The organism is Pseudomonas putida (genome assembly GCF_028682455.1).
Taxonomy (GTDB): domain Bacteria; phylum Pseudomonadota; class Gammaproteobacteria; order Pseudomonadales; family Pseudomonadaceae; genus Aquipseudomonas; species Aquipseudomonas putida_AA.
This window is the reverse complement of the sequence record NZ_JANHLD010000004.1, coordinates 171177-197434: the sequence shown is the minus strand read 5'-3', so window position 1 is coordinate 197434 and position 26258 is coordinate 171177. Positions and strand designations below refer to the sequence as shown.

22 protein-coding genes are annotated in these 26258 nt (G+C 62.4%); 3 read left to right on the top strand and 19 right to left on the bottom strand.

Annotated features, from left to right (window positions below):
• Positions 1-214 precede the first annotated feature (214 nt).
• The 5 genes from rlmF to NPS58_RS23925 all read right to left on the bottom strand — a co-directional run bounded on the left by rlmF (position 215) and on the right by NPS58_RS23925 (position 6598).
• Positions 215-1177, bottom strand: coding sequence for a 23S rRNA (adenine(1618)-N(6))-methyltransferase RlmF (rlmF, locus tag NPS58_RS23945; RefSeq protein ID WP_274117744.1), 963 nt, complete (start codon positions 1175-1177; stop codon positions 215-217).
• A gap of 101 nt (positions 1178-1278) precedes the next feature.
• On the bottom strand, positions 1279-4125 hold the full coding sequence (locus tag NPS58_RS23940) for a valine--tRNA ligase (protein WP_274117743.1): 2847 nt from the start codon (positions 4123-4125) through the stop codon (positions 1279-1281).
• A gap of 135 nt (positions 4126-4260) precedes the next feature.
• Positions 4261-4620: a DNA polymerase III subunit chi gene (locus NPS58_RS23935; protein ID WP_274117742.1), complete on the bottom strand. Its 360-nt coding sequence runs from the start codon at positions 4618-4620 to the stop codon at positions 4261-4263.
• 4 nt (positions 4621-4624) lie between these two features.
• The gene (locus tag NPS58_RS23930) at positions 4625-5053 is read right to left on the bottom strand and encodes a DNA polymerase III subunit chi (RefSeq protein ID WP_274117741.1); all 429 of its coding nucleotides are present in this window, start codon (positions 5051-5053) and stop codon (positions 4625-4627) included.
• Positions 5054-5104: 51 nt separating this feature from the next.
• Positions 5105-6598, bottom strand: a complete 1494-nt coding sequence (locus tag NPS58_RS23925; RefSeq protein ID WP_274117740.1) for a leucyl aminopeptidase — start codon at positions 6596-6598, stop codon at positions 5105-5107.
• 287 nt (positions 6599-6885) lie between these two features.
• Between NPS58_RS23925 and lptF the strand changes: the two genes are divergently transcribed.
• Entirely contained in the window at positions 6886-8001 is a 1116-nt protein-coding gene (gene lptF / locus NPS58_RS23920; RefSeq protein WP_274117739.1) for an LPS export ABC transporter permease LptF, read from the top strand.
• Entirely contained in the window at positions 7994-9055 is a 1062-nt protein-coding gene (lptG, locus tag NPS58_RS23915) for an LPS export ABC transporter permease LptG (RefSeq protein ID WP_028942859.1), read from the top strand. Before lptF ends, lptG begins: the two co-directional genes overlap by 8 nt.
• A 50-nt stretch (positions 9056-9105) precedes the next feature.
• Here the strand turns inward: lptG and NPS58_RS23910 are convergent, their stop codons facing one another.
• The 12 genes from NPS58_RS23910 to arcD (NPS58_RS23855) all read right to left on the bottom strand — a co-directional run bounded on the left by NPS58_RS23910 (position 9106) and on the right by arcD (NPS58_RS23855) (position 23316).
• Positions 9106-9594, bottom strand: a complete 489-nt coding sequence (locus tag NPS58_RS23910) for an RDD family protein (RefSeq protein WP_274117738.1) — start codon at positions 9592-9594, stop codon at positions 9106-9108.
• Positions 9595-9689: 95 nt separating this feature from the next.
• Entirely contained in the window at positions 9690-9902 is a 213-nt protein-coding gene (locus NPS58_RS23905) for a cold-shock protein (RefSeq protein WP_010220199.1), read from the bottom strand.
• Positions 9903-10250: 348 nt separating this feature from the next.
• Positions 10251-11375: a glycine cleavage system aminomethyltransferase GcvT gene (gene gcvT, locus NPS58_RS23900; RefSeq protein ID WP_274117737.1), complete on the bottom strand. Its 1125-nt coding sequence runs from the start codon at positions 11373-11375 to the stop codon at positions 10251-10253.
• Positions 11376-11403: 28 nt separating this feature from the next.
• The gene (locus NPS58_RS23895) at positions 11404-12780 is read right to left on the bottom strand and encodes an L-serine ammonia-lyase (RefSeq protein ID WP_274117736.1); all 1377 of its coding nucleotides are present in this window, start codon (positions 12778-12780) and stop codon (positions 11404-11406) included.
• Between the two features lie 85 nt (positions 12781-12865).
• Positions 12866-15718, bottom strand: a complete 2853-nt coding sequence (gene gcvP / locus NPS58_RS23890; protein WP_274117735.1) for an aminomethyl-transferring glycine dehydrogenase — start codon at positions 15716-15718, stop codon at positions 12866-12868.
• Between the two features lie 9 nt (positions 15719-15727).
• Positions 15728-16111, bottom strand: coding sequence for a glycine cleavage system protein GcvH (gene gcvH / locus NPS58_RS23885; RefSeq protein ID WP_274117734.1), 384 nt, complete (start codon positions 16109-16111; stop codon positions 15728-15730).
• Between the two features lie 282 nt (positions 16112-16393).
• Complete coding sequence (locus tag NPS58_RS23880; RefSeq protein WP_274117733.1) at positions 16394-17902, bottom strand: sigma-54-dependent transcriptional regulator; 1509 nt, start codon at positions 17900-17902, stop codon at positions 16394-16396.
• Between the two features lie 117 nt (positions 17903-18019).
• Positions 18020-18382: a DUF5064 family protein gene (locus tag NPS58_RS23875; RefSeq protein ID WP_274117732.1), complete on the bottom strand. Its 363-nt coding sequence runs from the start codon at positions 18380-18382 to the stop codon at positions 18020-18022.
• 54 nt (positions 18383-18436) lie between these two features.
• Positions 18437-19369 (bottom strand): carbamate kinase, encoded by a 933-nt coding sequence (gene arcC / locus NPS58_RS23870; protein ID WP_274117731.1) that lies wholly within the window; start codon positions 19367-19369, stop codon positions 18437-18439.
• Positions 19370-19519: 150 nt separating this feature from the next.
• Positions 19520-20530, bottom strand: coding sequence for an ornithine carbamoyltransferase (locus NPS58_RS23865; protein WP_028942868.1), 1011 nt, complete (start codon positions 20528-20530; stop codon positions 19520-19522).
• A gap of 69 nt (positions 20531-20599) precedes the next feature.
• Complete coding sequence (gene arcA / locus NPS58_RS23860; RefSeq protein WP_274117730.1) at positions 20600-21856, bottom strand: arginine deiminase; 1257 nt, start codon at positions 21854-21856, stop codon at positions 20600-20602.
• Positions 21857-21888: 32 nt separating this feature from the next.
• Positions 21889-23316 carry an arginine-ornithine antiporter gene (gene arcD / locus NPS58_RS23855; RefSeq protein WP_274117729.1) on the bottom strand — a complete coding sequence of 476 codons (1428 nt, stop codon included), beginning with the start codon at positions 23314-23316 and terminating at the stop codon, positions 21889-21891.
• Between the two features lie 442 nt (positions 23317-23758).
• Here arcD (NPS58_RS23855) and arcD (NPS58_RS23850) point away from each other — a divergent pair, with 442 nt between their 5' ends.
• Positions 23759-25186: an arginine-ornithine antiporter gene (arcD, locus tag NPS58_RS23850; RefSeq protein ID WP_274117728.1), complete on the top strand. Its 1428-nt coding sequence runs from the start codon at positions 23759-23761 to the stop codon at positions 25184-25186.
• On the opposite strand, the gene NPS58_RS23845 is transcribed toward arcD (NPS58_RS23850), so the two are convergent.
• A complete protein-coding gene (locus NPS58_RS23845; RefSeq protein WP_274117727.1) occupies positions 25176-25574 on the bottom strand; it encodes a YbaN family protein in 399 nt (132 codons plus the stop codon). The two genes, arcD (NPS58_RS23850) and NPS58_RS23845, sit on opposite strands and share 11 nt — an antisense overlap.
• 59 nt (positions 25575-25633) lie before the next feature.
• Positions 25634-26248 carry a biliverdin-producing heme oxygenase gene (locus NPS58_RS23840; RefSeq protein WP_274117726.1) on the bottom strand — a complete coding sequence of 205 codons (615 nt, stop codon included), beginning with the start codon at positions 26246-26248 and terminating at the stop codon, positions 25634-25636.
• Positions 26249-26258 lie beyond the last annotated feature (10 nt).

Here is a 26258-nt window from a genome sequence, read left to right as displayed (position 1 = left end):
GCCCGGCCGAGAGCTGTTTCGCAAGTAGCTCTCGGCCTGGCGAGGATCCTGACATAAAAATCGGCTCTCGAAGCCGAGCGGTTTTCAAGGATCGCCAGGCGCGACTCTCATCGTGGCGCGGGGCAAGCCCCCAATTGGACGCCGGATAGATTCAAGCAAGCCAACCACTTCATCCGTTAACCAGTATTGCAAAAAATGGGGTGGCCTTAGATTTTTATGCCTGGCGGGAAAGCCAGCGGCTTTGGCGCCACGCCTGGCGGGAGGCCTCATCCTGGAAGGTCCAGGCGACCATGCGGCTCTGCTTCTGCCCCTGGCCCATCTCGACGACCCGTACCGCCTGCGCACCGGCCTTTTTCAGCGCGGCCTGGATGCCGGGCAGGTTGGAAGCCTTGGACACCAGCGAGGTGAACCACAGTACCTGCTGGCCCAGGGTGGCGCTTTCGGTCACCAACTGGCTGACAAAGCGGATCTCGCCACCTTCGTACCACAGCTCGTTGTTCTGGCCGCCAAAGTTCAGTACCGGCAGCTTGCGCTTGGGGTCGGCCTTGCCGAGGGCGCGCCACTTGCGCTGGCTGCCGCGGGTGGCTTCCTCGCGGGAGGCGTGGAAGGGTGGGTTGCACAAGGTCAGGTCGTAGCGCTCGTCGTTTTTGAGCAGGCCTAGCAGGATGTGCTTGCGGTTGCCTTGCTGGCGCAGGCCGATGGCTTTGTCCAGGCCGTTGGCCTGGACGATGGCCTTGGCGGCGGCCAGGGCAGTGGGGTCGATGTCCGATCCCAGAAAGCGCCAGCGGTAGTCACTATGGCCCAGCAGCGGGTAGATGCAATTGGCGCCCACGCCAACGTCCAGTGCGCGTACCTGGGCGCCCCGGGGAATCTCTCCCTGGTTCTCGTCGGCGAGCAGGTCGGCCAGCACATGGATGTAGTCGGCGCGACCGGGAATGGGCGGGCACAGGTAATCGGCCGGAATGTCCCAGTGCTGGATACCGTACTGGGCCTTGAGCAAGGCACGGTTGAACACCCGTACTGCCTCGGGGTTGGCGAAGTCGATGCTGGGCTTGCCGTGGGGGTTGGTGATCATGAACTGGCCCAGTTCGGGGCTGCTCTTGATCAGCTCGGGGAAGTTGTAGCGGCCCTGGTGGCGGTTGCGCGGATGCAGGGTCGGTTTGTTGGGTGTGGTCATCTTGGTGTCCGGTGGAAAGCATCGCGGGTCAAGCCCGCTCCAGCAGGGTTACCTGTTGGAGCGGGCTTGACCCGCGATGACATCACTGAAGTCAGCAATCGTTACAGCGCAGCGATCCGCGCATGCTGCTCGGTGAAGTTGGCCAAAGCCTGTTCGGCTTCAGCCAGCTTGGCGCGCTCCTTGTCGATTACCGCAGGCGGAGCCTTGTCGACGAACGCGGCATTGGACAGCTTGCCGCCCACACGCTGGACTTCGCCTTGCAGGCGCTGGATTTCCTTGTTCAGGCGCGCAAGTTCTGCGTCCTTGTCGATCAGGCCGGCCATCGGCACCAGCACTTGCAGATCGCCAACCAGTGCGGTGGCGCTCAGCGGTGCTTCGTCCTGCTCGCCCAGCACGGTGAAGGATTCGATCTTCGCCAGCTTCTTGAGCAGCGCTTCGTTTTCCTGCAGGCGACGCTGGTCTTCGGCACTGGCGTTCTTGAGGAACAGTTGCAGTGGCTTGCCCGGACCGATGTTCATCTCGCCGCGGATGTTGCGCACGCCGAGCATCAGCTCCTTGAGCCATTCGATATCGCCTTCGGCAGCGGCATCGATACGGCTTTCATTGGCCACCGGCCAGGGCTGCAGCATGATGGTCTTGCCTTCGGCACCAGCCAGCGGCGCCAGGCGCTGCCAGATTTCCTCGGTGATGAACGGCATGAACGGATGCGCCAGGCGCAGGGCCACTTCGAGCACGCGCACCAGGGTGCGACGGGTGCCGCGGGCGCGTTCGACCGGGGCGTTTTCGTCCCACAGTACCGGCTTGGACAGCTCCAGGTACCAGTCGCAGTACTGGTTCCAGATGAACTCGTAGAGGGCCTGGGCGGCCAGGTCGAAGCGGAACTGCTCCAGCTGGCGGGTCACTTCGGCTTCGGTGCGCTGCAACTGGGAGATGATCCAGCGATCGGCCAGCGACAGCTCGTAGGCTTCGCCGTTCTGGCCGCAGTCTTCGCCTTTGTCCAGCACGTAGCGTGCGGCGTTCCAGATCTTGTTGCAGAAGTTGCGGTAGCCCTCGACGCGACCCATGTCGAACTTGATGTCGCGACCGGTCGACGCCAGCGAGCAGAAGGTAAAGCGCAGGGCATCGGTGCCGTAGCTGGCGATGCCTTCGGGGAACTCGGCCTTGGTCTGCTTGGCGATCTTCTCGGCCAGCTTGGGTTGCATCAGGCCGCTGGTGCGTTTTTCCAGCAGCTCGTCCAGGGTGATGCCATCGACGATGTCCAGTGGGTCAAGGACGTTGCCCTTGGACTTGGACATCTTCTGGCCCTGGCCGTCGCGGACCAGGCCGTGAACGTACACGGTCTTGAACGGGACTTGCGGGGTGCCGTCCTCGTTCTTCACCAGGTGCATGGTCAGCATGATCATCCGGGCGACCCAGAAGAAAATGATGTCGAAACCGGTGACCAGCACGTCGGTGGAATGGAAGGTCTTGAGGAATTCGGTCTGCTGCGGCCAGCCCAGGGTCGAGAAGGTCCACAGGCCCGAGCTGAACCAGGTGTCGAGGACGTCGTTGTCCTGGTTCAGGACCACGTCGGCACCGATGTTGTGCTTGGCGCGGACTTCTTCTTCGCTGCGGCCTACATAGACCTTGCCCGACTCGTCGTACCAGGCCGGAATGCGGTGGCCCCACCACAGCTGGCGGCTGATGCACCAGTCCTGGATATCGCGCATCCAGGAGAAGTACATGTTCTCGTACTGCTTGGGCACGAACTGGATACGACCGTCTTCAACGGCAGCGATGGCAGGCTCGGCCAGCGGCTTGGTCGACACGTACCACTGGTCGGTGAGCCACGGCTCGATGACGGTGCCGGAGCGGTCGCCCTTCGGTACTTTGAGGGCGTGGTCGTCGACGCTGACCAGCAGGCCTGCGGCGTCGAAGTCGGCCACGATCTGCTTGCGCGCGACAAAACGGTCCAGGCCGGCGTACTGGGCGGGCAGGGTGGCGTCGACGCTCTCGTTGACGCTGCCGTCGAGGTTGAACACCTGGGCGGCAGGTAGCACGAAGGCGTTCTTGTCGAAGATGTTCAGCAGCGGCAGATTGTGGCGCTTGCCGACTTCATAGTCGTTGAAGTCGTGGGCCGGGGTGATCTTCACGCAGCCGGTGCCGAACTCGGGGTCGCAGTAGTCGTCGCCGATGATCGGGATACGACGGCCAACCAGCGGTAGCTCGACGAACTTGCCGATCAGCGCCTTGTAGCGCTCGTCTTCGGGGTTCACGGCCACGGCGGCGTCACCGAGCATGGTTTCCGGGCGGGTGGTGGCGACGATCAAGTAGTCCTTGCCGTCGGCGGTCTTGGCGCCGTCAGCCAGCGGATAGCGCAGGTTCCACAGGTGGCCTTTTTCGTCGTGGTTTTCCACTTCGAGATCGGAGATCGCCGTGTGCAGCTTGGTATCCCAGTTGACCAGGCGCTTGCCACGGTAGATCAGGCCGTCTTCATGCAGGCGCACGAAGGCTTCCTTGACCGCTTCGGACAGGCCGTCGTCCATGGTGAAGCGCTCGCGGCTCCAGTCGACCGACGAGCCCAGGCGGCGGATCTGGCGGCTGATGTTGCCACCGGACTGATCCTTCCATTCCCAGACCTTTTCCAGGAATTTTTCGCGGCCCAGGTCGTGGCGGTTCTGGCCCTTGGCTTCGAGTTGACGCTCCACCAGCATCTGGGTGGCGATACCGGCGTGGTCGGTACCTGGCTGCCACAGGGTGTTGCGACCCTGCATGCGGCGGAAACGGATCAGGGCGTCCATGATCGCGTTGTTGAAGCCGTGACCCATGTGCAGGCTGCCGGTGACGTTCGGCGGCGGGATCATGATGGTGTAGGAATCGCCCGCGCCTTGCGGGGCGAAATAATTCTCGGACTCCCAGGTGTTGTACCAGGAAGTTTCAATGGCGTGCGGCTGGTAGGTCTTATCCATGCGCGGCGGGACCCTTAGGCATTTATTCAGGAAAGCCGGAGAGTATAACGAAGCGGCAAGCTTCAAGCGACAAGCTGCAAGCTCAGAGCGCCGCACGGCTCTTTTTGCTTGTTGCTTGAAGTTTTTAACCGCTTTTTATTGATTGAGCAGGCGCTCGAGGCGGGCGTCGAGTCGACGCTTGATTTCGTTTTCGATGTGCGGGGTAAAGTCGTTGATCACATCCTGCATGATCAACTGCGCGGCCGCGCGCAGCTCGGCGTCCAGGTGCAGCAGGGTTTCCTGGCGTCGGGCTTGTGGGTCGTCTGCCACTACCGGCGCAGGCGCGGGAGCAGGGGCAGGCGGCACGATGGCCTCTTCGAGCAGCAGCGGGATTTGCTCCTCGACCGTGTCGGTCAGCAGCGGTGGCTCAAGGGATTCGTCGCCCAGCAGCTGGCGAATCGACTCGAGGTCGTCCAGCAAGTGTGCGGATTGGGGCAAGGCAGTGGGTTTATCCATCGTCTCAGAGTCGCTGTAAGCGGTGATTCTGCAGAGCATAGCCCTGTTCGCGGTAGAAACGGTAACTCTCTCGGGCAGCCTGACGAATCGTCGGCTCCTCGACCACGATCTCGGCAATGCGGGCAAAGCGTGCGGCGAACGGCGGTACCTGCAGGTCAAGGTTGATCAACAGGTCCTGATGGCTGCCGGCGTCACCGCCAAGGCCCAGGGCAACGCTGCCTTGCGGGTCATCTTCCGCCGGGTTGTGAGGTACGAAGGCCTCGCCCTTGAAGGCCCACAGGCGCGCGTCCAGTTCATCGCGCTGGGCGGCATCGCTGCAGTGCAGGTATACCCGGTGCCCCAGGCGCCAGGCCTTGTCGCAGAGCTTGCAGGCAAAATCCAGGCGCGCCGAGGGCGCGTCGCTGGGCAGAATATAGAAATCGACTTTGTTCATGATCGGCCTGCCGGCCGGTTACGCCCGAAGACGCAGCCGGCCGGCCATCACTCAGGCGTTGGCGCGATCGAGCAGGTATTGGGTCAGCAGCGGGACCGGACGGCCCGTGGCGCCCTTGTCCTTGCCGCCGCTGATCCAGGCCGTGCCGGCGATGTCCAGGTGAGCCCAGTTATAGGCCTTGGCAAAGCGCGACAGGAAGCAGCCGGCGGTAATGGTGCCGGCCTTGGGCCCGCCGATGTTGGCGATGTCGGCGAACGGGCTGTCGAGCTGCTCCTGGTATTCGTCGAACAGTGGCAGCTGCCAGGCGCGGTCGTCGGCACGCTTGCCGGCGTCGAGCAGTTGGCCGACCAGTTCGTCGTTGTTGCCCATCAGGCCCGAGGTGTGGCTGCCCAGGGCGACGATGCAGGCTCCGGTCAGGGTGGCGATGTCGATCACTGCCTGGGGCTTGAAGCGCTCGGCGTAGGTCAGGGTGTCGCACAGCACCAGGCGGCCTTCGGCGTCGGTGTTGAGGATTTCGACGGTCTGGCCGCTCATGGTGGTGACGATGTCGCCCGGACGGGTAGCACCACCGCTTGGCATGTTCTCGGCACAGGCCAGCAGGCATACCAGGTTGATCGGCAGTTGCAGTTCGAGGACGGCGCGCAGGGTGCCGAAGACGCTGGCGGCACCGCCCATGTCGTACTTCATTTCATCCATGCCGGCACCGGGCTTGAGGCTGATGCCGCCGGTGTCGAAGGTGATGCCCTTGCCCACCAGCACGAATGGTTTCTCGGATTTCTTGCCGCCCTGGTGGCTCATCACGATCAGGCGTGGCGGCTGGTCGCTGCCCTGGCCAACGGCGTAGAACGCGCCCATGCCCAGTTCCTTGATTTTTTTCTCGTCGAGGACTTCGACCTTCAGGCCCTTGTAGGCCTTGCCCAGGCTCTTGGCCTGTTCGGCCAGGTAACTTGGGTGGCAAATGTTGGGCGGCAGGTTGCCCAGGTCGCGAGTGAAGCGCATGCCGGCGGCAATGGCGCGGGCGTGCTTGAGGGCGCGTTCGACTTCGCCGGCGCCGGCCTTGTCGGCCAGCAGGGTGATTTTCTTCAGGGCGCGGGGCTCGGCTTTCTGGCTCTTGAATTGGTCGAAGACATATTCGCCGTCGAGCAGGGTCTCGGCCAGCAGGCGCGCCTTGCCATAGAAGGCATCGCGGCCGGCGACAGCGACGTCGTCCAGGGCCAGCACCGCATCGCTGCCGTTCAGGCCCTTGAGTACGGCAAGCACGCTGGCGACCACTTTGCGCCAGCTGCGGTCGCCGAGCTCGGCATCCTTGCCGACACCGACCAGCAACACGCGCTCGGCCTTGAGGTTCGGCAGGCTTTGCAGCAGCAGGGTCTGACCCACCTTGCCGGCCAGGTCTCCACGCTTGAGCACGGCGCTCAGGGCACCGGCGCAAGCTTCGTCGACGGCCTTGGCCGTGGCGCCGAGCTTGCGGCCTTCGCCGACAGTCAGCACCAGCGTTGCAGTTTTCAAGGATGCAGCGGCTACGCTTTTTACAACCAGTTCCATGTCAGGGTCCCCGAATGATCTGTCTATGCGCGCTGTCTGTGCAGGCGCAGTAAGCGAGCTGGCCGCGTGGTCGCGTGCCAGTGATAAAGCTGCCAGTTTGAGCCTGCATGGACTGCCCTGACAACCCCGACATGAAGCATTGCAAGCCGCCAAGTGACAGGCACGGTCAATCACAGGATAATGCGCCAACTTTTATCCAGGTTCGCTTCTGGCGAGCCGGCAACTATCTTGGCAGTTATGTATTCCTTGTTCGGCTGTCCGAGCCTGACAACCCAGGAGTGTCTGGTTTGATCGTCTTCCGTTATCTGTCCCGTGAGGTCCTGGTGACCCTGAGTGCCGTCAGCGCCGTGCTGCTGGTCATCATCATGAGCGGGCGCTTCATCAAGTACCTGGCCCAGGCGGCCCAGGGCATACTCGATCCGGGTGTGCTGTTCCTGATCATGGGCTATCGCCTGCCGGGCTTCCTTCAATTGATCCTGCCGCTGGGGCTGTTCCTCGGGATTCTCCTGGCTTATGGCCGGCTCTACCTGGAAAGCGAGATGACCGTGCTCTCGGCGACCGGCATGAGCCAGCAGCGCCTGTTGCGCATGACCATGGCGCCTGCGGCACTGGTGGCCTTGCTGGTGGCCTGGCTGAGCCTGGGCCTGGCGCCCCAGGGCGTGACCCAGGTAGCGCAGATCATCAACCAGCAGGATGCCCTGACTGAGTTCGACACCCTGGTGCCGGGGCGTTTCCAGACCTTGCGCGACGGCTCGCGAGTGACCTACACCGAGCAATTGTCCGAGGACCGCGGCAACCTGGCCGGCGTGTTCATTTCCGAGAAGCGCTTCTCCGAAGACAAGACCAAGGAGCGTGCGCCCTCGGTGCTGGTCGCCGAGAAGGGGAGGCAAGAGGTCGGTGCCGATGGCAACCGCTACCTGATCCTGGAAAACGGCTACCGCTACGACGGCAACCCCGGCCAGGCCGACTACCGCGCCATCAAGTACGACACCTATGGCGTGCTGTTGCCCAAGCCTGAGGTCAGCGAAGAAATCACCGACCGCGAGGCGATCCCGACCTCCGAGCTGATCGGCCACGATGGCCTGCGCGAGCGTGCCGAGCTGCAATGGCGCCTGTCGTTGCCGCTGCTGGTATTCATCGTGACCCTGATGGCGGTACCGCTGTCACGGGTCAACCCGCGCCAGGGCCGCTTCCTCAAGCTGCTGCCGGCGATCCTTCTGTATATGGCGTACCTGACAATGCTGATTGCCGTACGTGGTGCCCTGGAGAAAGGCAAGCTGCCGATCGGTCTGGGCATCTGGTGGGTCCATGGATTGTTCCTGCTTATCGGTCTGGGCCTGATGTACTGGGAGCCGATGCGCCTCAAGCGTGCCGCTCGCCGTGCGGAGGTGGCCCATGGTTAAGCTCGACCGCTACATTGGCAAGAGCGTCCTGGTGGCCATTCTTGCCGTGCTCGGGATCATCCTGGGGCTGGCTTCGCTGTTCGCCTTCATCGACGAGATGGGCGACATCAGCGACAGCTACACCCTCATGGATGCCGGCAATTTCGTACTGCTGACGGCACCCCGCCGGCTCTACGACATGCTGCCGATGGCCGCCCTGATCGGGTGCCTGATCGGCCTGGGCAGCCTGGCCAGCAGCAGTGAACTGACCATCATGCGTGCCGCCGGTGTCTCCATCGGGCGTATCGTCTGGGCCGTCATGAAGCCGATGCTGGTGCTGATGCTGGCCGGTATCCTGATTGGCGAGTACGTGGCACCGGTCACAGAGAACAAGGCCCAGGCCGACCGTTCGCTGGCCCAGGGCAGCGGCGAGGCGCAGAGCTCCAAGCGTGGCATGTGGCACCGCCAGGGCGAAGAGTTTGTGCACATCAACTCGGTACAGCCCAATGGCCTGTTGTACGGCGTCACCCGTTACCGCTTCGACAACGAGCGTCACCTGGTGACCTCCAGCTTCGCCCGTCGTGCGCAGTACCAGGACGATCACTGGCAACTGAGCGATGTGACCACCACTCACTTTCGTGGCGATCACACTGAGGTGGTCAAGGCTCCAGCAGAGCGCTGGGACGTCACCGTCACCCCGCAACTGCTCAACACCGTGGTGCTGGCGCCGGAGTCCCTGTCGATTACCGGGCTGTGGGACTACATCCACTACCTGTCCGACCAGGGCCTGAACAACGCGCGCTACTGGCTGGCGTTCTGGACCAAGGTACTGCAGCCGATGGTCACCGCGGCGCTGGTGCTGATGGCCATCTCGTTCATCTTCGGCCCCTTGCGTTCGGTGACGCTTGGCCAGCGCGTGTTCACCGGTGTACTGGTGGGCTTCGTGTTCCGCATCGCCCAGGACCTGCTTGGCCCTTCGAGCCAGGTGTTCGGCTTCCCGCCGTTGCTGGCCGTGGTGATCCCGGCGGCGATCTGCGCCGGAGCCGGATGGTGGATGTTGAGACGCGCTGGATAGCCATGAAAAAGCCGACCCAGGGGTCGGCTTTTTTGTGCGTGTCGTACGGCTTACTTGGTGCGTTTGGGGACGCGCACCAATTGGGTATCCGAGTAGATGTCATGCCAGCTGCGCTGGCGCTTGTCGAACAGCGACCAGATAAAACCCAGCCCCAGGCACAGCCAGGAGGCGATGGCGACCACAAATCGCAGCAGGGCCTGCCACAGGCTGATGGCGCTGCCGTCGGCGTTCTGCACACGAATGCCCCACACTTGCATGCCCAGCGTCTGGCCACCGTGGGTCCAGAACTTGGCGAAGAAACCGAACAGCACGAACACCAGCACCGTGGACAGCAACGGGTCGCCATCCAGGGCGCCGGCGTCGGTCATGGCGCGCATGCGCGTCTCGCCGATGATTGCCATCTGGATCATCTTGTAGATGCCCGCGGTCACGATCAACAGTGCAGTGCACAACAGGAAGTCATAGAACATGGCCGCCAGGCGTCGACCGAGGCCAACGGTGGGGAAGTCCCCCTGGGGCTGTAACAACGGCTTGGGCATACGCGGGGCCCTCCTTGCGCAAAACGACCATTCTACGGAATTGCGCGCACAAAAAAGCCCCTGCTGTTGCCAGCAGGGGCTTTTTATATCGGGAATCAGGCTTCCGCGATAACTTCGTCAGCCTGCATGCCTTTCTGGCCCTGCACGGCGATGAAGGTGACTTTCTGGCCTTCTTTCAGGCTCTTGAAGCCGTTACCCTGGATAGCGCGGAAGTGTACGAACAGATCCGGACCGCTTTCTGGAGTGATGAAACCAAAACCTTTCTCGTCGTTAAACCACTTGACGGTACCGCTCTGACGTTGGGACATTGTCTTATTTCCTTTGAAACTTAGAATTAGTAACAGCTTCTTCCAAATGAAAGAGTACTGGGCTGGGTTGCAGGAAAGTAAGAGACGTCGAACGGGTTGTAGCAATCTCAGCGCTACTGCCCAGGTCACGAACCATAGCGACCCATGCAAACACAGTGCAGTGACTCTACGCTAACTCCGTCGGCAAAAACAAGCCCTCAAAGCCGCTCCCGCTCTACCTTTTAGCGTCCGTTCGGTCGATTTTTTCCGGCTCATTCCAACGGGTGTCGCGATGCTTTTCGAAAGTTATAAAACGCGTTCGAATTCGAAAATCCGAACGCGCGATGACACAAAGTTTCAACTAACGATTCAGCCGCGATAGTAGCGCTGTGCAACGAATGGCATCTTGCTGACTTTCATCGCAACTCGCTTGCCACGCACAATGGCCCATACCGGTGTATCCAGTGCGGTATATGCACTGTCCACATAACCCATTGCCACGGGGCCTGCCAATGTCGGGCCAAAACCACCGCTGCATACTTTGCCGATAACAGTACCGGCCTCATTCACAATCTCTGCATCTTCGCGCACTGGAGTGCGCTCTTGTGGCAGCAGGCCGATGCGTTTGCGCGCAACGCCCTGTTGTTGCTGGGTGAAGATCTGCTCGGCACCCGGGAAGCCGCCGGCACGGGCGCCATCGGCACGACGGACCTTGGAGATGGCCCACAGCAGGCTCGCCTCGATCGGTGTGGTTTGCGCATTCATGTCGTGGCCGTACAGACACAGGCCGGCTTCCAGGCGCAGGGAGTCACGCGCACCCAGGCCAATGGCGGCCACTTCCGGTTCGTCCAGCAGGCGACGGGCCAGGGCTTCGGCCTGGTCGGCCGGTACCGAAATCTCGAAACCGTCTTCACCGGTGTAGCCCGAACGGCTGACAAAGCAGTCGGCGCCCAGCAATTGCACGGGCTGGAACTGCATGAAGGTCATCTTCGCGACAGCGGGGGCCAGACGCTCCAGCACCTTGACCGCTGCAGGGCCTTGCAAGGCCAGCAGGGCACGTTCCTCGAACAGCGGCTGGATCTGGCAGCGATCGCCGATGTACGTGCGAAGGTGCGCCAGGTCCTGGTCCTTGCAGGCGGCGTTGACGACCAGGAACAGTTCGTCGTTACCCAGATTGGCGACCATCAGGTCGTCGAGGATGCCACCGTTTTCGTTGGTGAACATCGCATAGCGTTGCATGCCCACGGGCAGGTCGATGATGTCCACTGGCACCAGGGTTTCCAGGGCCTTGGCAGCGTCGGCACCCACCAGGCGGATCTGGCCCATGTGCGAGACGTCGAACAACCCGGCCTGTTCACGGGTGTGCAGGTGTTCCTTCATGACCCCGAGCGGGTACTGCACCGGCATGTCGTAGCCGGCGAACGGCACCATGCGCGCGCCCAGTTCGAGGTGCAGGGCGTGCAGCGGGGTCTTGAGCAGTGTTTCGGTGGACATTGATGACTCCTTGGTGCGTGAGAGGGTGTCAGCATTCGATGATGTTGACGGCCAGACCGCCGCGGGCGGTCTCCTTGTATTTGCTTTTCATGTCGGCGCCGGTCTGGCGCATGGTGCGGATGACCTTGTCGAGGGACACGAAGTGTTGACCGTCTCCCCGGAGCGCCATGCGCACCGCATTGATGGCCTTGACCGAGCCCATGGCGTTGCGTTCGATGCAGGGCACCTGGACCAACCCGCCAATCGGATCGCAGGTCAGGCCCAGGTTGTGTTCCATGCCGATCTCGGCGGCGTTCTCGACCTGCTGCACCGTGCCGCCCATGACTTCGCACAGGGCGCCGGCGGCCATCGAGCAGGCAACGCCCACCTCGCCCTGGCAGCCGACTTCGGCACCGGAGATCGAGGCGTTTTCTTTATAAAGAATGCCAATGGCGGCAGCGGTGAGCAGAAAGCGCACCACGCCATCTTCATTGGCCCCGGTGATGAACCGCATGTAGTAGTGCAGCACGGCCGGGACGATACCGGCGGCGCCATTAGTGGGTGCAGTGACCACTCGCCCGCCAAAGGCGTTTTCTTCGTTCACGGCCAGGGCATACAGGTTGACCCAGTCCAGTACCGAGAGCGCATCGCGCAGGCTGGCCTCCGGGTTGCTGCACAGCTGGCGATACAAAGCCGCCGCCCGCCGCTTGACCTTGAGCCCGCCCGGCAGGATGCCCTCGTTGCGACACCCGGCGGCGACGCAGTCCTGCATCACTTGCCAGATGCGCAGCAAGCCGCTGCGGGTTTCGCTCTCTGGCCGCCAGGCCGCTTCATTGGCCAGCATTACCTGGCTGATCGACAGGTTCTGCGCGGTGCAGTGGCCGAGCAGCTCCTTGGCGGTCTTGAAGGGGTAGGGCAATGCGGTGTTGTCTTCGACGATGCGATCGGCGCCGGCGGCGTCTTCATCGACCACGAAACCACCACCCACCGAATAGTACTCGCGGCTGCGTATCTGCAAGCCCGCGCCGTCGAAGGCACGGAAGATCATGCCGTTGGGGTGGTAGGCCAAGGGTTTGCGAATCATCGCCAGGTGCTGTTTCTCGATGAATTCGATTTCGTGCTCGCCCAGCAGCTTGAGTCTTCCACTGCTGCGGATCGCCTGCAGGCGGGCGGGAATGCTTTCGGTATCGACGCTGTCGGGGTGCTCGCCCTCAAGCCCGAGCAGCACGGCCTTGTCGCTGCCGTGGCCCTTGCCGGTGGCGCCCAGCGAGCCGTAGAGCTCGGCTTTGACGCAGGCCGTGGCCGCAAGCAGGTCGTCGCGACGCAGCCCTTCGGCAAAGCGTGCGGCGGCGCGCATGGGGCCGACGGTATGGGAACTGGAGGGGCCGATGCCGATCTTGAACAGGTCGAAGACGCTCAGTGACATGGTCGTACCCTCGTGTTGGGTGGGAAGCCATCGCGGTGCAAGCCCGCTCCTACAGGTAGGGCGGGCGTGCACTGCGATGAGGCCATCAGTCCTGATAGCTCTCGATCGACGGGCAGGCGCAGACCAGGTTGCGGTCGCCGAAGACGTTGTCGACACGACCGACCGGTGGCCAGTACTTGCCTTCCACCAGCGTGGCCAGCGGGTACACCGCTTGCTCGCGGCTGTACGGGTGGCTCCACTCGCCGGCGATTTCGGCGGCGGTGTGCGGTGCGTTCTTCAGCGGGTTGTCGTCCTTGTCCAGGCTGCCGTTTTCTACCGCGCGAATTTCTTCGCGGATGCGGATCATCGCTTCGCAGAAGCGGTCCAGTTCTTCCTTGGACTCACTTTCGGTCGGTTCGATCATCAGCGTACCGGCCACCGGGAACGACATGGTCGGGGCGTGGAAGCCGAAGTCGATCAGGCGCTTGGCCACGTCGTCGACGCTGATGCCGCTGCTGTCCTTGAGCGGGCGCAGGTCGAGGATGCACTCGTGTGCCACCAGGCCGTTGCTGCCGGTGTACAACACAGGATAGTGCTCTTCCAGGCGGCGGGCGATGTAGTTGGCGTTGAGGATCGCCATCTGCGAGGCACGCTTGAGGCCGGCACCGCCCATCATGCGGATGTACATCCAGGTGATCGGCAGGATGCTGGCGCTGCCGAACGGCGCGGCGCACACCGCACCCTGCTTGTTCTCCATGTGGCCGTGGCCTGGCAGGAACGGCGCCAGGTGCGATTTGACGCCGATCGGGCCGACGCCCGGGCCGCCACCACCGTGGGGAATGCAGAAGGTTTTGTGCAGGTTCAGGTGCGAGACGTCGCCACCGAACTTGCCCGGGGCGCACAGGCCGACCATGGCGTTCATGTTGGCGCCGTCGATGTACACCTGGCCACCGTTGTCGTGGATGATCGCGCAGATTTCGCCGATGGCTTCTTCGAACACGCCGTGGGTCGACGGGTAGGTGATCATCAGCGCGGCGAGGTGCTCGCGGTGCTCGATGGCTTTGGCGCGCAGATCGTCGATGTCGACGTTGCCACGGGCGTCGCAGGCGGTCACCACCACGCGCATGCCGGCCATATGGGCGGTGGCCGGGTTGGTGCCGTGGGCCGATGACGGGATCAGGCAGATGTCGCGGCGGGCATCGCCACGGCTCTGGTGGTAGGCGCGGATGGCCAGCAGGCCGGCGTATTCACCCTGGGAACCGGCGTTGGGCTGCAGCGACACGGCGTCGTAGCCAGTGGCGGCGCAGAGCATGGCCTCCAGCTCGCTGGTCAGTTGCTGGTAGCCCTGGCTCTGCTCGGCAGGTGCGAACGGGTGCAGGTTGCCGAATTCGGCCCAGGTCACCGGGATCATTTCGCTGGCAGCGTTGAGCTTCATGGTGCACGAACCCAACGGGATCATGGTGCGGTCCAGGGCCAGGTCCTTGTCGGCCAGTTTGCGCAGGTAGCGCATCAGCTCGGTTTCGCTGTGGTAGCGATTGAAAACCGGGTGTTCGAGGATCGCTGACTGGCGCAGCAGGGCGGCAGGCAACTGGGCCTGGACGCTGTTGGCCAGGGCGGCGAAGTCCGGGGTGGCCTTGCCATCGGCGAACAGCTGCCACAGGGCCTCGACATCGGCCTGGGTGCTGGTTTCATCCAGCGACAGGCCCAGGCGCTGGGCGTCTATCTGGCGCAGGTTCAGGCGCTGGGCGCGAGCCTTGTCGTGCAGGGCTGCCGTGGCATCGCCGGTGGCCAGGGTGAGGGTATCGAAGAACGCCTGGACTGCGACGCCGACGCCCAGTTGCTCGAGGCCGGCCTTGAGGATCGCGGTCAGAGCGTGGGTACGCTGGGCGATCTGCTTCAGGCCCTGCGGGCCGTGGTACACGGCGTACATGCTGGCGATGTTGGCCAGCAGTACCTGGGCGGTGCAGATGTTGCTGGTGGCTTTCTCGCGACGGATGTGTTGCTCGCGGGTCTGCATGGCCAGGCGCAGGGCGGTCTTGCCGAAGCGGTCGATGGACACGCCGACCAGGCGGCCCGGCATGTCGCGCTTGAACGCGTCGCGGGTCGAGAAGTAGGCCGCGTGCGGGCCACCGAAGCCCAGCGGTACACCGAAGCGCTGGGCGCTGCCGATGGCGACGTCTGCACCGAACTCGCCCGGAGGCGTCAGCAGGGTCAGGGCCAGCAGGTCGGCGGCGACCGCCACCAGGGCATTGGCGCCGTGGAAGCGCTCGACCAGTTCGCTGTAGTCGAAGACTTCACCGTTGCTGGCCGGGTACTGCAGCAGCGCCCCGAAGAAGGCGCTGACATCGTCCAGCTCGCGCTCGTCACCCACCACCACTTCGATACCCAGTGGCTCGGCACGGGTGCGCAGTACGTCGAGGGTTTGCGGGTGGCAATGCACGGAGGCGAAGAAGGCGTGGCTGCCCTTGTTTTTGCTCAGGCGCTTGCAGAAGGTCATGGCCTCGGCAGCGGCGGTGGCTTCATCGAGCAGGGAGGCGTTGGCGATCGGCAGGCCGGTGAGGTCGCTGACCAGGGTCTGGAAGTTCAGCAGCGCTTCCAGGCGGCCTTGGGAGATCTCCGGCTGGTATGGGGTGTAGGCGGTGTACCAGGCTGGGTTTTCCAGCAGGTTGCGCAGGATCGGCGCCGGGGTGTGGCAGTTGTAGTAACCCTGGCCGATGAAACTCTTGAACAGCTGGTTGTTGGCGGCGATGGCCTTGAGCGAGGCGAGCGCGTCGGCTTCGCTTTGCCCGGCACCGAGCTCCAGGACGCTGGTGCCCTTGATGCTGTCCGGGATGACGGCGGCGCTCATGGCTTCGAGGGAGTCGAAGCCCAGGGTGGCGAGCATGTGCTGCTCGTCTGCCTGGCGCGGGCCGATGTGACGGGCGATGAATTCGTTGGCAGTGCCGAGGTTGATGGTCATGGCGAGTCCTCAGGCGTCAGCGTTGGCTTTGATCAGGCGGTCGTAGGCGTCCTGGTCGAGCAGTTGCTCGACGGCGCCGGCATCGGCCGGGATGAAGCGGAAGAACCAGCCTTCACCCAGTGGGTCTTCGTTGACCAGCTCAGGGTTGGCTTCGAGCTGTTCATTGACGGCCACCACTTCACCGCTCAGGGGCATGTACACACCGCTGGCAGCCTTTACCGACTCCACGGTGGAGGCTTCGGCGCCCTGGTCGTAGCTTTGCAGCTCCGGCAGTTGCACGTAGACCACATCGCCCAGGGCATTCTGGGCGAAGGCGGTAATCCCGACGGTGACGCTGCCGTCAGCTTCGGCACGCAGCCATTCGTGGTCTTCGGTAAAACGCAACTCGCTCATGGAAACTCCTCAAGGGCCGCAGGGGACGGCAATAGACATGGCTCAGGGACGGCACTGAGCACTGGAATGAGTAATCCATTAGCAATATTGCGGCCATTTATAAAAAACCTATATAAATCAATAGGTTATTAAATTTGCGCGACGTGCGAATTTTCACGCTGTAACGGAATCGCTACAGCTTGAGGGCGTAATAAAAGATCAAAGGGATCAAACCCTTGCAGTACAGCGCCAAAACCTGGCTGTATTGATATCGTTACGCTGTATCGATTTCTGTACGGTAATTCAGCGTTTGGCCGGAATGCCGTACTTGCGCAGGCGGTGGGCGATGGCGGTGTGGGACGTTTGCAGGCGGCCGGCCAGTTGGCGAGTAGACGGGTAGCGGGTGTAGAGCTTTTCCAGCAGGCTGCGTTCGAAGTTTTCCATTGCTTGCTCGAGGCTATCGACTTCGCCATCGTGTTCACGGGCTACCGAGGTGCCGGCGATGTCCAGGTCACCGATGTCCACCAGGTTGCTCTCACAGATGGCGGCAGCGCGAAAGATCACGTTCTGCAACTGGCGCACATTGCCCGGCCAGCGGTTGCCGAGCAGGGCCGGGTAGGTGCCTGGCGCCAGCCGGCACAGCGGCCGCTGGATCTGGGTGCAGGCCTGCTGCATGAAGTAGCCGGCCAGCAGGAGGATGTCCTGGCCGCGTTCGCGCAGGGGCGGCACTTGCAGGTTGAGCACGTTCAAGCGGTAGAACAGGTCTTCGCGGAAGGTACCCTCGGCGACCATTTTCTCCAGGTCACGGTGGGTGGCGCTGAGGATACGAACGTTGACCTTGACCTCGCGATCACCTCCCACCCGGCGAAAGCTGCCATCGTTGAGAAAGCGCAGCAGCTTGGCTTGCAGGTAGGGCGACATCTCGCCGATTTCGTCGAGAAATACTGTGCCCTGGTTGGCCAGTTCCATCAGCCCCGGCTTGCCGCCACGCTGGGCGCCGGTGAAGGCGCCGGGGGCGTAGCCGAACAGCTCGCTTTCGGCGAGGTTCTCCGGCAGGGCCGCGCAGTTCAGGGCCAGGAACGGCGCACTGTGGCGGCTACTGATGGCGTGGCAGGCGCGCGCCACCAGCTCCTTGCCGGTGCCGGTCTCGCCATGAATCAGCAACGGTGCATCCAGGGCTGCGACTCGCAGGGCCCGGGCCTTGAGGGTGCGGATGGGCGGTGAGTCGCCGAGCAGGGCATCAAAACCTTCGGCGTGATCGTGGTGCAGGGCCGAGAGCCGTTCGCCGATTCGGTTGGGCTGATACAGCGTCAGCAGGCCGCCGGCGTTGGTGATGGGCGTGGCGTCGAGCAACAGTGTCTGGCCATTGAGCACCACTTCGCGCATGGGCAGGCGAAAGCCTTGTTCGATCAGCGCCTCGAGCAGGCCGGGGTCGTCGAACAGGTCGACCACCGAGCGATCGGAGGGCTCCTGGCCGCACAGGGCCACCAGTGCCGGGTTGGCCAGCAGCACATGACCGGCGCTGTCCAGTGCCAGCACCGGGTCACTCATGGCTGCGAGCAGGGCATCGAGCTGCAGGTGGCGGCGCTGGCCCGGGAGTATGTCGACCACCCGCACGGACTGCACGCCGTGCACATTCAACAAGGCGTCGTGCAGCTCTTCAAGCACATGGGGGCTGAGCGTCGGGGCGTCGATGTAGACGTTGGGCGGCACCATCTCTACCGCATCCAGGTTGAGGTTGCGGGCGCCGAGCAGGGCCAGCACTTCCTGGGTGATGCCGACGCGGTCGATGAAGCTGACGTGGATGCGCATGGGGTGGGGGCAGGGTCGAGGCTGGCGAAGGCGGGAAGTATGCTGTGCGGATGAATCGCGGGGCAAGCCCGCTCCCTGACGCTGGGAGCGGGCTTGCCCCGCGACGAATTCGCAGAATTACTCGAAATGTTCCGGCTTGATCGGATCGCCGGATTTCATGTTCAGCTGTACGCGGATGTCCTCGAACATGGCGTCGTAGTGCTTGTGCACCGAGCCAATGCTGCTATAGGCCTTGGGGATGCCGTACTGCTCGGCGATCTTTGTCACGTTGCTGGCGAAGTTGTAGGCCTGCTCCTTGGGCAGGAAGAACGATTCGTTCACGTCCTTGCCCTGGATCGAGCCATGCATTTTGAACTGCATGCCCTTGCCTTCCTTGGGGTCGGTGGCAACTTCGTAGTCGATGCTCAGGTCGTAGCTGACGTCATCCTTGGTCAGCGCATGGCGCTCGATGTGCAGGTGACCGGGGGTGAACTGGGCCATGGCGGGCTCCTCTGGAAGGTTGAAACGGGCGGACCCGGGGTCCGCCCAACTGCATCAACGGTAGCTTATTCCAGGCTTGGCCGTGCTGACACGGGTACCGGCAGTTCCTTTGACGATATCTTCGATATCGGCCAGCGAGCCAATCACCGCGACCTTGCCGGTGTTGCGGGCAAACTCGCAGGCAGCCTGGACTTTCGGGCCCATGGAGCCGGCGGCAAAGCCCAGGCGCTCCAGCTCGTCGGGATGGGCTTCGGCGACCGCTTTCTGGGTTGGCTTGCCCCAGTCGATGTAGGCCGCGTTCACGTCGGTGGCGATCACCAGCAGATCGGACTTGAGCTCCTGGGCCAGCAACGACGAGCACAGGTCCTTGTCGATCACCGCTTCCACGCCGCTCAACAGCTTGCCGCTGTCGTCGTACATGGTCGGGATACCGCCACCACCGGCGCAGATCACCACGGTTTTCTTTTCCAGCAGCCAGGTGATCGGGCGGATTTCAAAAATGCGCTTTGGACGAGGGCTGGCGACGACACGGCGGTACTTGTCACCGTCGGGTTTGACCACCCAGCCTTTTTCCTTGGCCAGGCGCTCGGCGTCTTCCTTGCTGTAGACCGGACCGATGAACTTGGTCGGGTCCTTGAAGGCCGGGTCCTTGCCATCGACTTCGACCTGGGTCAGCAGGGTGGCGAACGGCACTTCGAAGGCCAGCAGGTTGCCCAGCTCCTGTTCGATGATATAGCCGATCATGCCTTCGGTTTCAGCCCCGAGCACGTCCAGAGGATAGGCTTCGTCCGGCTTGTAGGATTGTGCTTGCAGCGACAGCAGGCCGACTTGCGGGCCGTTGCCGTGGGCAATGACCAGCTCGTTGCCCGGATGGATCTTGGCGATCTGCTCGGCGGCAATGCGGATATTGGCGCGTTGATTGTCCGCAGTCATGGGTTCGCCACGGCGCAGCAGGGCGTTTCCGCCCAATGCAACAACGATACGCATGATGGATTCCTTCTAGAAAAACGAGGGTTTGGGGCTCCTGTGGGAGCTGGCTTGCCAGCGATGCGGGCAACGCGGTGTGTCTGTGCCGGCGCATCGCGGGCAAGCCCGCTCCCACAGGGATGGTGCAGCCCCTGGGGAGCGGATCAGGCCTTACAGGTCAGCCAGGGTCGAAACCAGGATCGCCTTGATGGTGTGCATGCGGTTTTCCGCTTGCTCGAAGGCGATGCAGGCAGGGGACTCGAACACGTCGTCGGTCACTTCGATACCGTTGGCCAGATTTGGATACTGCTCGGCGATCTGCTTGCCGACCTTGGTGTCGGAGTTGTGGAACGCAGGCAGGCAGTGCATGAACTTGGTCCGTGGGTTGCCGGTGGCTTTCATCAGCTCGGCATTGACCTGGTAGGGCAGCAGTTGCTGGATACGTTCGGCCCAGGCTTCAACCGGCTCGCCCATCGATACCCAGACGTCGGTGTGAATGAAGTCGACGCCCTTGACCGCTGCTTTGGGGTCTTCGGTCAGGGTGATGCGCGCGCCGCTTTCCTCTGCGTATTTCTTGCAACGTGCCACCAGGTCGTCATGGGGCCACAGGGCTTTAGGGGCGCAGATACGTACGTCCATACCCAGCTTGGAGCCGACCAGCAGCAGCGAGTTGCCCATGTTGTTGCGGGCGTCGCCCAGGTAGACATAGCTGATCTCGTGGATCGGCTTGTCGGCGTGCTCACGCATGGTCAGCACGTCGGCGATCATCTGGGTAGGGTGGTATTCGTCGGTCAGGCCGTTGAACACTGGAACGCCGGCGAACTTGGCCAGTTCTTCGACGATTTCCTGCTTGAAACCACGGTATTCGATGGCGTCATACATGCGCCCCAGGACCCGTGCGGTGTCCTTCATGCTTTCCTTGTGGCCGATTTGCGAGGAGTTGGGGTCGATGTAGGTGACGTTGGCGCCCTGATCGTAGGCTGCTACTTCGAAGGCGCAGCGGGTGCGGGTCGAGGTCTTCTCGAAAATCAGCGCAATGTTGTTGCCTTTGAGGTGTTGCTGCTCGGTGCCGGTGTACTTGGCACGCTTGAGGTCGCGGGAGAGGTCCAGCAGGTAGCGCAACTCGCGAGGGGTGTGGTGTTCCAGGCTCAGCAGGTTACGGTTGTGGATGTTGAACGCCATGATGATTCTCCTTGAATTCGGTGATCGGCCCGGCCGGCACCGGGTAGGTGCGGCCGGGTTGATGGTCGTTTAGTAGTCGATAGGGTCGCGGATGATCGGGCAGGTCATGCAGTGACCGCCGCCCCGGCCCCGGCCCAGCTCGCCGGCGCTGATGGTGATGACCTCGATACCGGCCTTGCGCAGCAGGGTGTTGGTGTAGGTATTGCGGTCATAACCGATGACCACGCCAGGCTCGACGGCCACCACGTTGTTGCCGTCATCCCACTGCTCGCGTTCTGCGGCAAAGCTGTTGCCGCCGGTTTCGACGACGCGCAGCTTTTTCAGGTTGAGGGAATCGGCCACCACCTCGATGAAGGTTTTGTTTTCGCGACGCACGTCCATGCCGTAAGGCTTGCTGTTGTCCGGACGGATCACGAACGGAACGATTTCCTTGACCACTTCAGGGAAGACAGTGACCAGGTCGCGGTCGCAGAAGCTGAACACGGTGTCCAGGTGCATCGCTGCACGGGACTTCGGCAGGCCGGCGACGACGACTTTCTCGACCGCGCCCTTGGCGAACAGCGACTGGGCCAGTTGGCCGATGGCTTGGCGAGAGGTACGTTCGCCCATGCCGATCAGGACCACGCCGTTACCGATCGGCATGACGTCGCCGCCTTCGAGGGTGGCTTTACCGTGTTCTACATCCGGGTCGCCGTACCAGACTTCGAAGTCGGCGCCGGTGAACTCGGGGTGGAACTTGTAGATAGCGGTGGTCAGCAGGGTTTCCTGACGTCGCGCTGGCCAGTACATCGGGTTGAGGGTTACGCCGCCGTAGATCCAGCAGGTGGTGTCGCGAGTGAACTGGGTGTTGGGCAGTGGGTCCAGCAGGAAGCTGGAATGACCCAGGTAGTCGCGGTACATCTTGATGACACCGGAGCCTTCGCTTTCCGGCAGGTCTTCACCGGCCACGCCGCCGATCAGGAATTCGGCAAGATGACGTGGCTCCAGGCCTTCGAGCCAGCTGCGCACTTCATTGGTCAGGCCGATACCGACGGTGTCGGGGGTGATCTTGCGGTCCAGGATCCATTTCAGGGCTTCGGGCTGCGCGACGATGTCGGTCAGCAGATTGTGCATTTCAAGCACTTCGATGCCGCGCTCACGCATTTTGGTGACGAAATCGAAGTGGTCGCGCTTGGCCTGATTGACCCAGATGACGTCGTCGAACAGCAGCTCGTCGCAGTTGCTCGGCGTCAGGCGCTGGTGCGCCAGGCCAGGGGAGCAGACCATCACTTTACGCAGTTTGCCGGCTTCGGAATGTACGCCGTACTTAACTTTTTCCGTGGACATGGTTCATTTCCTCCAAGTTTCGAATACGGGGGTTACAGAGTCAGGAAGCCGTCGTAGAGACCGTAGGCAGCGACCAGGGCGCCTACTACCACGGCGGCGAAAAGCAGTTTCTCCACGTTGGTAAAAATGGGTTGGCCGACCTCGCGCTTGGCCTTGGCGAACAGGATCACGCCAGGGGCATAGAGCAGCGCCGAGAGCAGCAGGTACTTGACGCCACCGGCGTACAGCAGCCAGATCGCGTAGACCAGGGCGATACCGCCGATGATCAGGTCTTTCTTGCGCTCAGCCAGGGCTTGTTCATAGGTCTCGCTACGCCATGCCAGCAGGAAGGCATAGGCCGCCGACCACAGGTAGGGCACCAGGATCATCGAGGTGGCGAGGTAGATCAGCGACAGGTAGGTACTGGCCGAGAACAGGGTGATGACCAGGAAGATCTGCACCATCGCGTTGGTCAGCCACAGGGCGTTGGCCGGTACGTGGTTGGCGTTCTCGCGGCGCAGGAACTCCGGCATGGTGTGGTCTTTGGCAGCGGCGAACATGATCTCGGCGCACAGCAGTACCCAGGAGAGCAGGGCACCGAGCAGCGAGATGATCAGGCCGACGCTGATCAGTACGGCACCCCAGTGGCCGACCACGTGCTCGAGCACGGCTGCCATCGATGGGTTCTGCAGTTTGGCCAGTTCAGGTTGGGTCATGATGCCCAGCGACAGCACGTTCACCAGCACCAGGAACAGCAGCACGGTGATAAAGCCGATCACGGTGGCCTTGCCCACGTCCGAGCGTTTTTCTGCCCGGGCCGAGAAGATGCTCGCGCCTTCGATACCGATGAATACCCAGACGGTGACCAGCATCATGTTGCGCACCTGGTTCATCACGCTGCCCAGGTCGGGGTTCATGGTGCCCCAGATGTCAGCGGTGAAGATGTCCAGTTTGAAGGCGAACAGGGCGATCAGGATGAACAGGGCCAGTGGCACGACCTTGGCCACGGTGGTGACCAGGTTGATGAAGGCCGCCTCCTTGATGCCGCGCAATACCAGGAAGTGCACCGCCCAGAGCAGGACCGAGGCGCCGATGATGGCGGCCGGTGTGTTGCCCTCGCCAAAGATCGGGAAGAAGTACCCCAGGGTACTGAACAACAGAACGAAGTAGCCCACGTTGCCCAGCCAGGCACTGATCCAGTAGCCCCAGGCCGAGGAGAAACCCATGTAATCGCCGAATCCGGCCTTGGCGTAGGCATACACCCCGCCATCGAGGTCCGGCTTTCGGTTGGCCAGGGTCTGGAATACGAATGCCAGGGTCAGCATACCGATCGCGGTGATCCCCCAACCGATCAGCACTGCGCCGACATCCGCGCTGGCAGCCATGTTTTGAGGCAACGAGAAGATACCGCCGCCGATCATCGAGCCGACTACGAGTGCAACCAGCGCACCGAGTCGTAGTTTTCCGGGAGCGTCTGACATTGAATAACTCCGTACCAGGAGAAGAGATGACGCTAGAGTAAATCCAGCGACCGAGACATAAGCTGATTCAGGTCAGTTCATCGGAACATTCCATAGCAGGCCAGTGACTGAAAAAGCTTCCCGGAGTATGCCGACGGCGATACTGCAAGCCTTGTACACAGGCACCTCCATGGCGTTTTAGAGCATTCGCTCTGACAGGCTGCGAGAATTGAAGCTAGTCCGTTTCACAGGTTTAGCAAATTTTTAGCGAGAATTTTTCTTATTAGCTTGAAGGGAAGGAGATAGTGCACAAAACTCACCAAATAGTTCGTTCGTGATAGACGGCATAGTTATGAGCGCTATAGTCTTAAGTGCCGATTACATATAAACGCGCATATGCAATGTTCATTTAGTTCAGGGTGGCGCCCTGAGGTTACAAAGACGAGACAGAAAGGGGATCCGCATGTCCGAATCTGGACAAAAACTGCGCCTGGGTGCGTTGATCGCGCTGGTGGTCGGCTCGATGATCGGTGGCGGGATTTTTTCCCTGCCGCAGAACATGGCCGCACGCGCCGACGTTGGCGCCGTGTTGATCGGCTGGGGGATCACGGCGGTCGGCATGCTCGCCCTGGCATTCGTGTTCCAGACCCTGGCAAACCGTAAGCCGGAACTCGACTCCGGGGTGTATGCCTACGCCAAGGCCGGTTTTGGCGAGTACATGGGGTTTTCATCCGCATGGGGCTACTGGATCAGCGCCTGGCTGGGCAACGTGGGCTACTTCGTGCTGCTGTTCAGCACCCTGGGCTTCTACTTTCCGGTGTTCGGCGAGGGCAACACGCCGATCGCAATCGCCTGCGCCTCGCTATTGCTGTGGGCGGTGCACTTTTTGGTGCTGCGTGGCATCAAGGAAGCGGCCTTCATCAACCAGGTGACCACCGTGGCCAAGATCGTGCCGCTAGTGATGTTCATCGTCATCGCCGCCGTGGCTTTTCGCGCCGACATCTTCACCCGTGACATCTGGGGCTTGGGCAACCCGAAATTCGGCAGCGTGCTCGACCAGGTGCGCAACATGATGCTGGTGACGGTGTTCGTGTTCATCGGTATCGAGGGCGCCAGCGTGTATTCGGGGCGTGCGCAGAAGCGTTCGGACGTGGGCAAGGCCACGGTGATCGGCTTCATCGGCGTGCTGGCCTTGCTGGTGATGGTCAACGTGCTGTCGCTCGGGGTGATGACCCAGCCGGAGCTGGCCGCGCTGCAGAACCCGTCGCTGGCGTCGGTGCTCGAGCATATCGTCGGGCCCTGGGGGGCGCTGCTGATCAGTATCGGCTTGGCGATCTCGTTGCTGGGTGCATTGCTGTCGTGGGCCTTGTTGTGTGCCGAGATTCTGTTCGCCACCGCCCGTGACCAGACCATGCCGCGTTTCCTGGCTCACGAAAATGCCAACCATGTGCCCTCCAATGCGCTGTGGCTGACCAACGTCATGATCCAGCTGTTCTTGCTGATCACGCTGTTTTCGGCGGGCACCTACACCAGCCTTATTTACCTGGCCTCATCGATGATCCTGGTGCCCTACCTGTGGTCGGCGGCCTATGCGGTATTGATTGCGGTACGGGGCGAGTCGTATGAAGGCAGCCCCGGCGCACGGCGCAAGGATTTCGTGATTGCTGGCATCGCCCTGGTGTATGCGGTCTGGCTGCTGTATGCCGGGGGCTTGAAGTACTTGCTGCTGTCGGCGCTGTTGTATGCACCGGGGGTGATCCTGTTTGCCCGGGCCAAGCATGAGCAGGGACTGCCGCTGTTTACCCACTGGGAGAAGGTGATTTTTGCTGCAGTGCTGGTGGGGGCTGGCGTAGCCGCATACTCGCTCTACAGCGGAGTACTCACCTTGTAGGAGCGGGCACCGCTTCGGGGCGCGACCAGATCCACAAATTGCCCAACGCCATGCCACCAATGGCCAGGAACACAGGCCAGCCGTGGTCCAGGAACACCAGCATCACCGTTGCGCACAGCACCATGCTGGCGGTCGCACTGAGTTTGGCGCGGCGCTGGATGACCTTGCCGTTGCGCCAGTTGTGGAGGATCGGGCCGAACAGGCGGTGGTTCTCCAGCCAGGCACTCAGGCGTGGTGAGCTGCGGGTGGCGGCCCATGCGGCGAGGAGGATGAACTCGGTGGTGGGCAGGCCGGGCACGACGATAGCCACCAGGCCGATGGCCAGGCTGACGTAGGCCAGGAGGCCGAACAGCAGGCGTGAGAGTTTGGAGGCGGCAGGGCGGGTCATGGGCTTTTCAGTCGCACGGGCATGGCCCGGTTACCACGAGGGTAACCGGGTATGGCGCATCAGGCCAATTCGGCTTTAGGCGCAGTCGCGTAGGCGTGTTTGAGCAGTTCGGTGAAACGCTCGAAGGCAGCCACGGCGCCTTGTTCGGCCTTTCCTTCTTCTTCCGGGCTCAGCTCCAGGCCATCGAGAATACGGGTGAACTGCTTCCAGCCCTCGGCACGGCCACCGGCCGGCTCACCCAGGTGACGGGCACCGAAGGTGTCGGTCAGGCCCAGCACCACGGCACGCTTGATCAAGAATGCGGCTCCGAGCTTGGAGCCTTCGGAGACGAAGATCCAGCCCATGGCTTCGCCGAGGGTCGGGCTCTGCAGCGCGCCCGGGAAAGCATCAGGAATGGCGGTGTCCAGGTCGGCCAGGTCCAGGGCGGCCTGCTCGGCGCGGCAGCGCTCGGCCAGGTCCGGGACGATGGCGATCAGCTCGGGGTTGGTGTACAGCGCCTTGAGTTCGTTCTGGAACAAGTACTGGGCCACCACGAAACGGGCGAAGCTTTCGCGGGTTTCGAACGGGGCATGGGATTTGACCAGGGCATCCAGCTCGCTATGCGGGGCGTGGGTTAGCTGGTTCAGGCGTTGTGAACGCAGGCTGGCGCGTTCGGGAGTGGTAGCGGCGGTCATGGTGATTCCT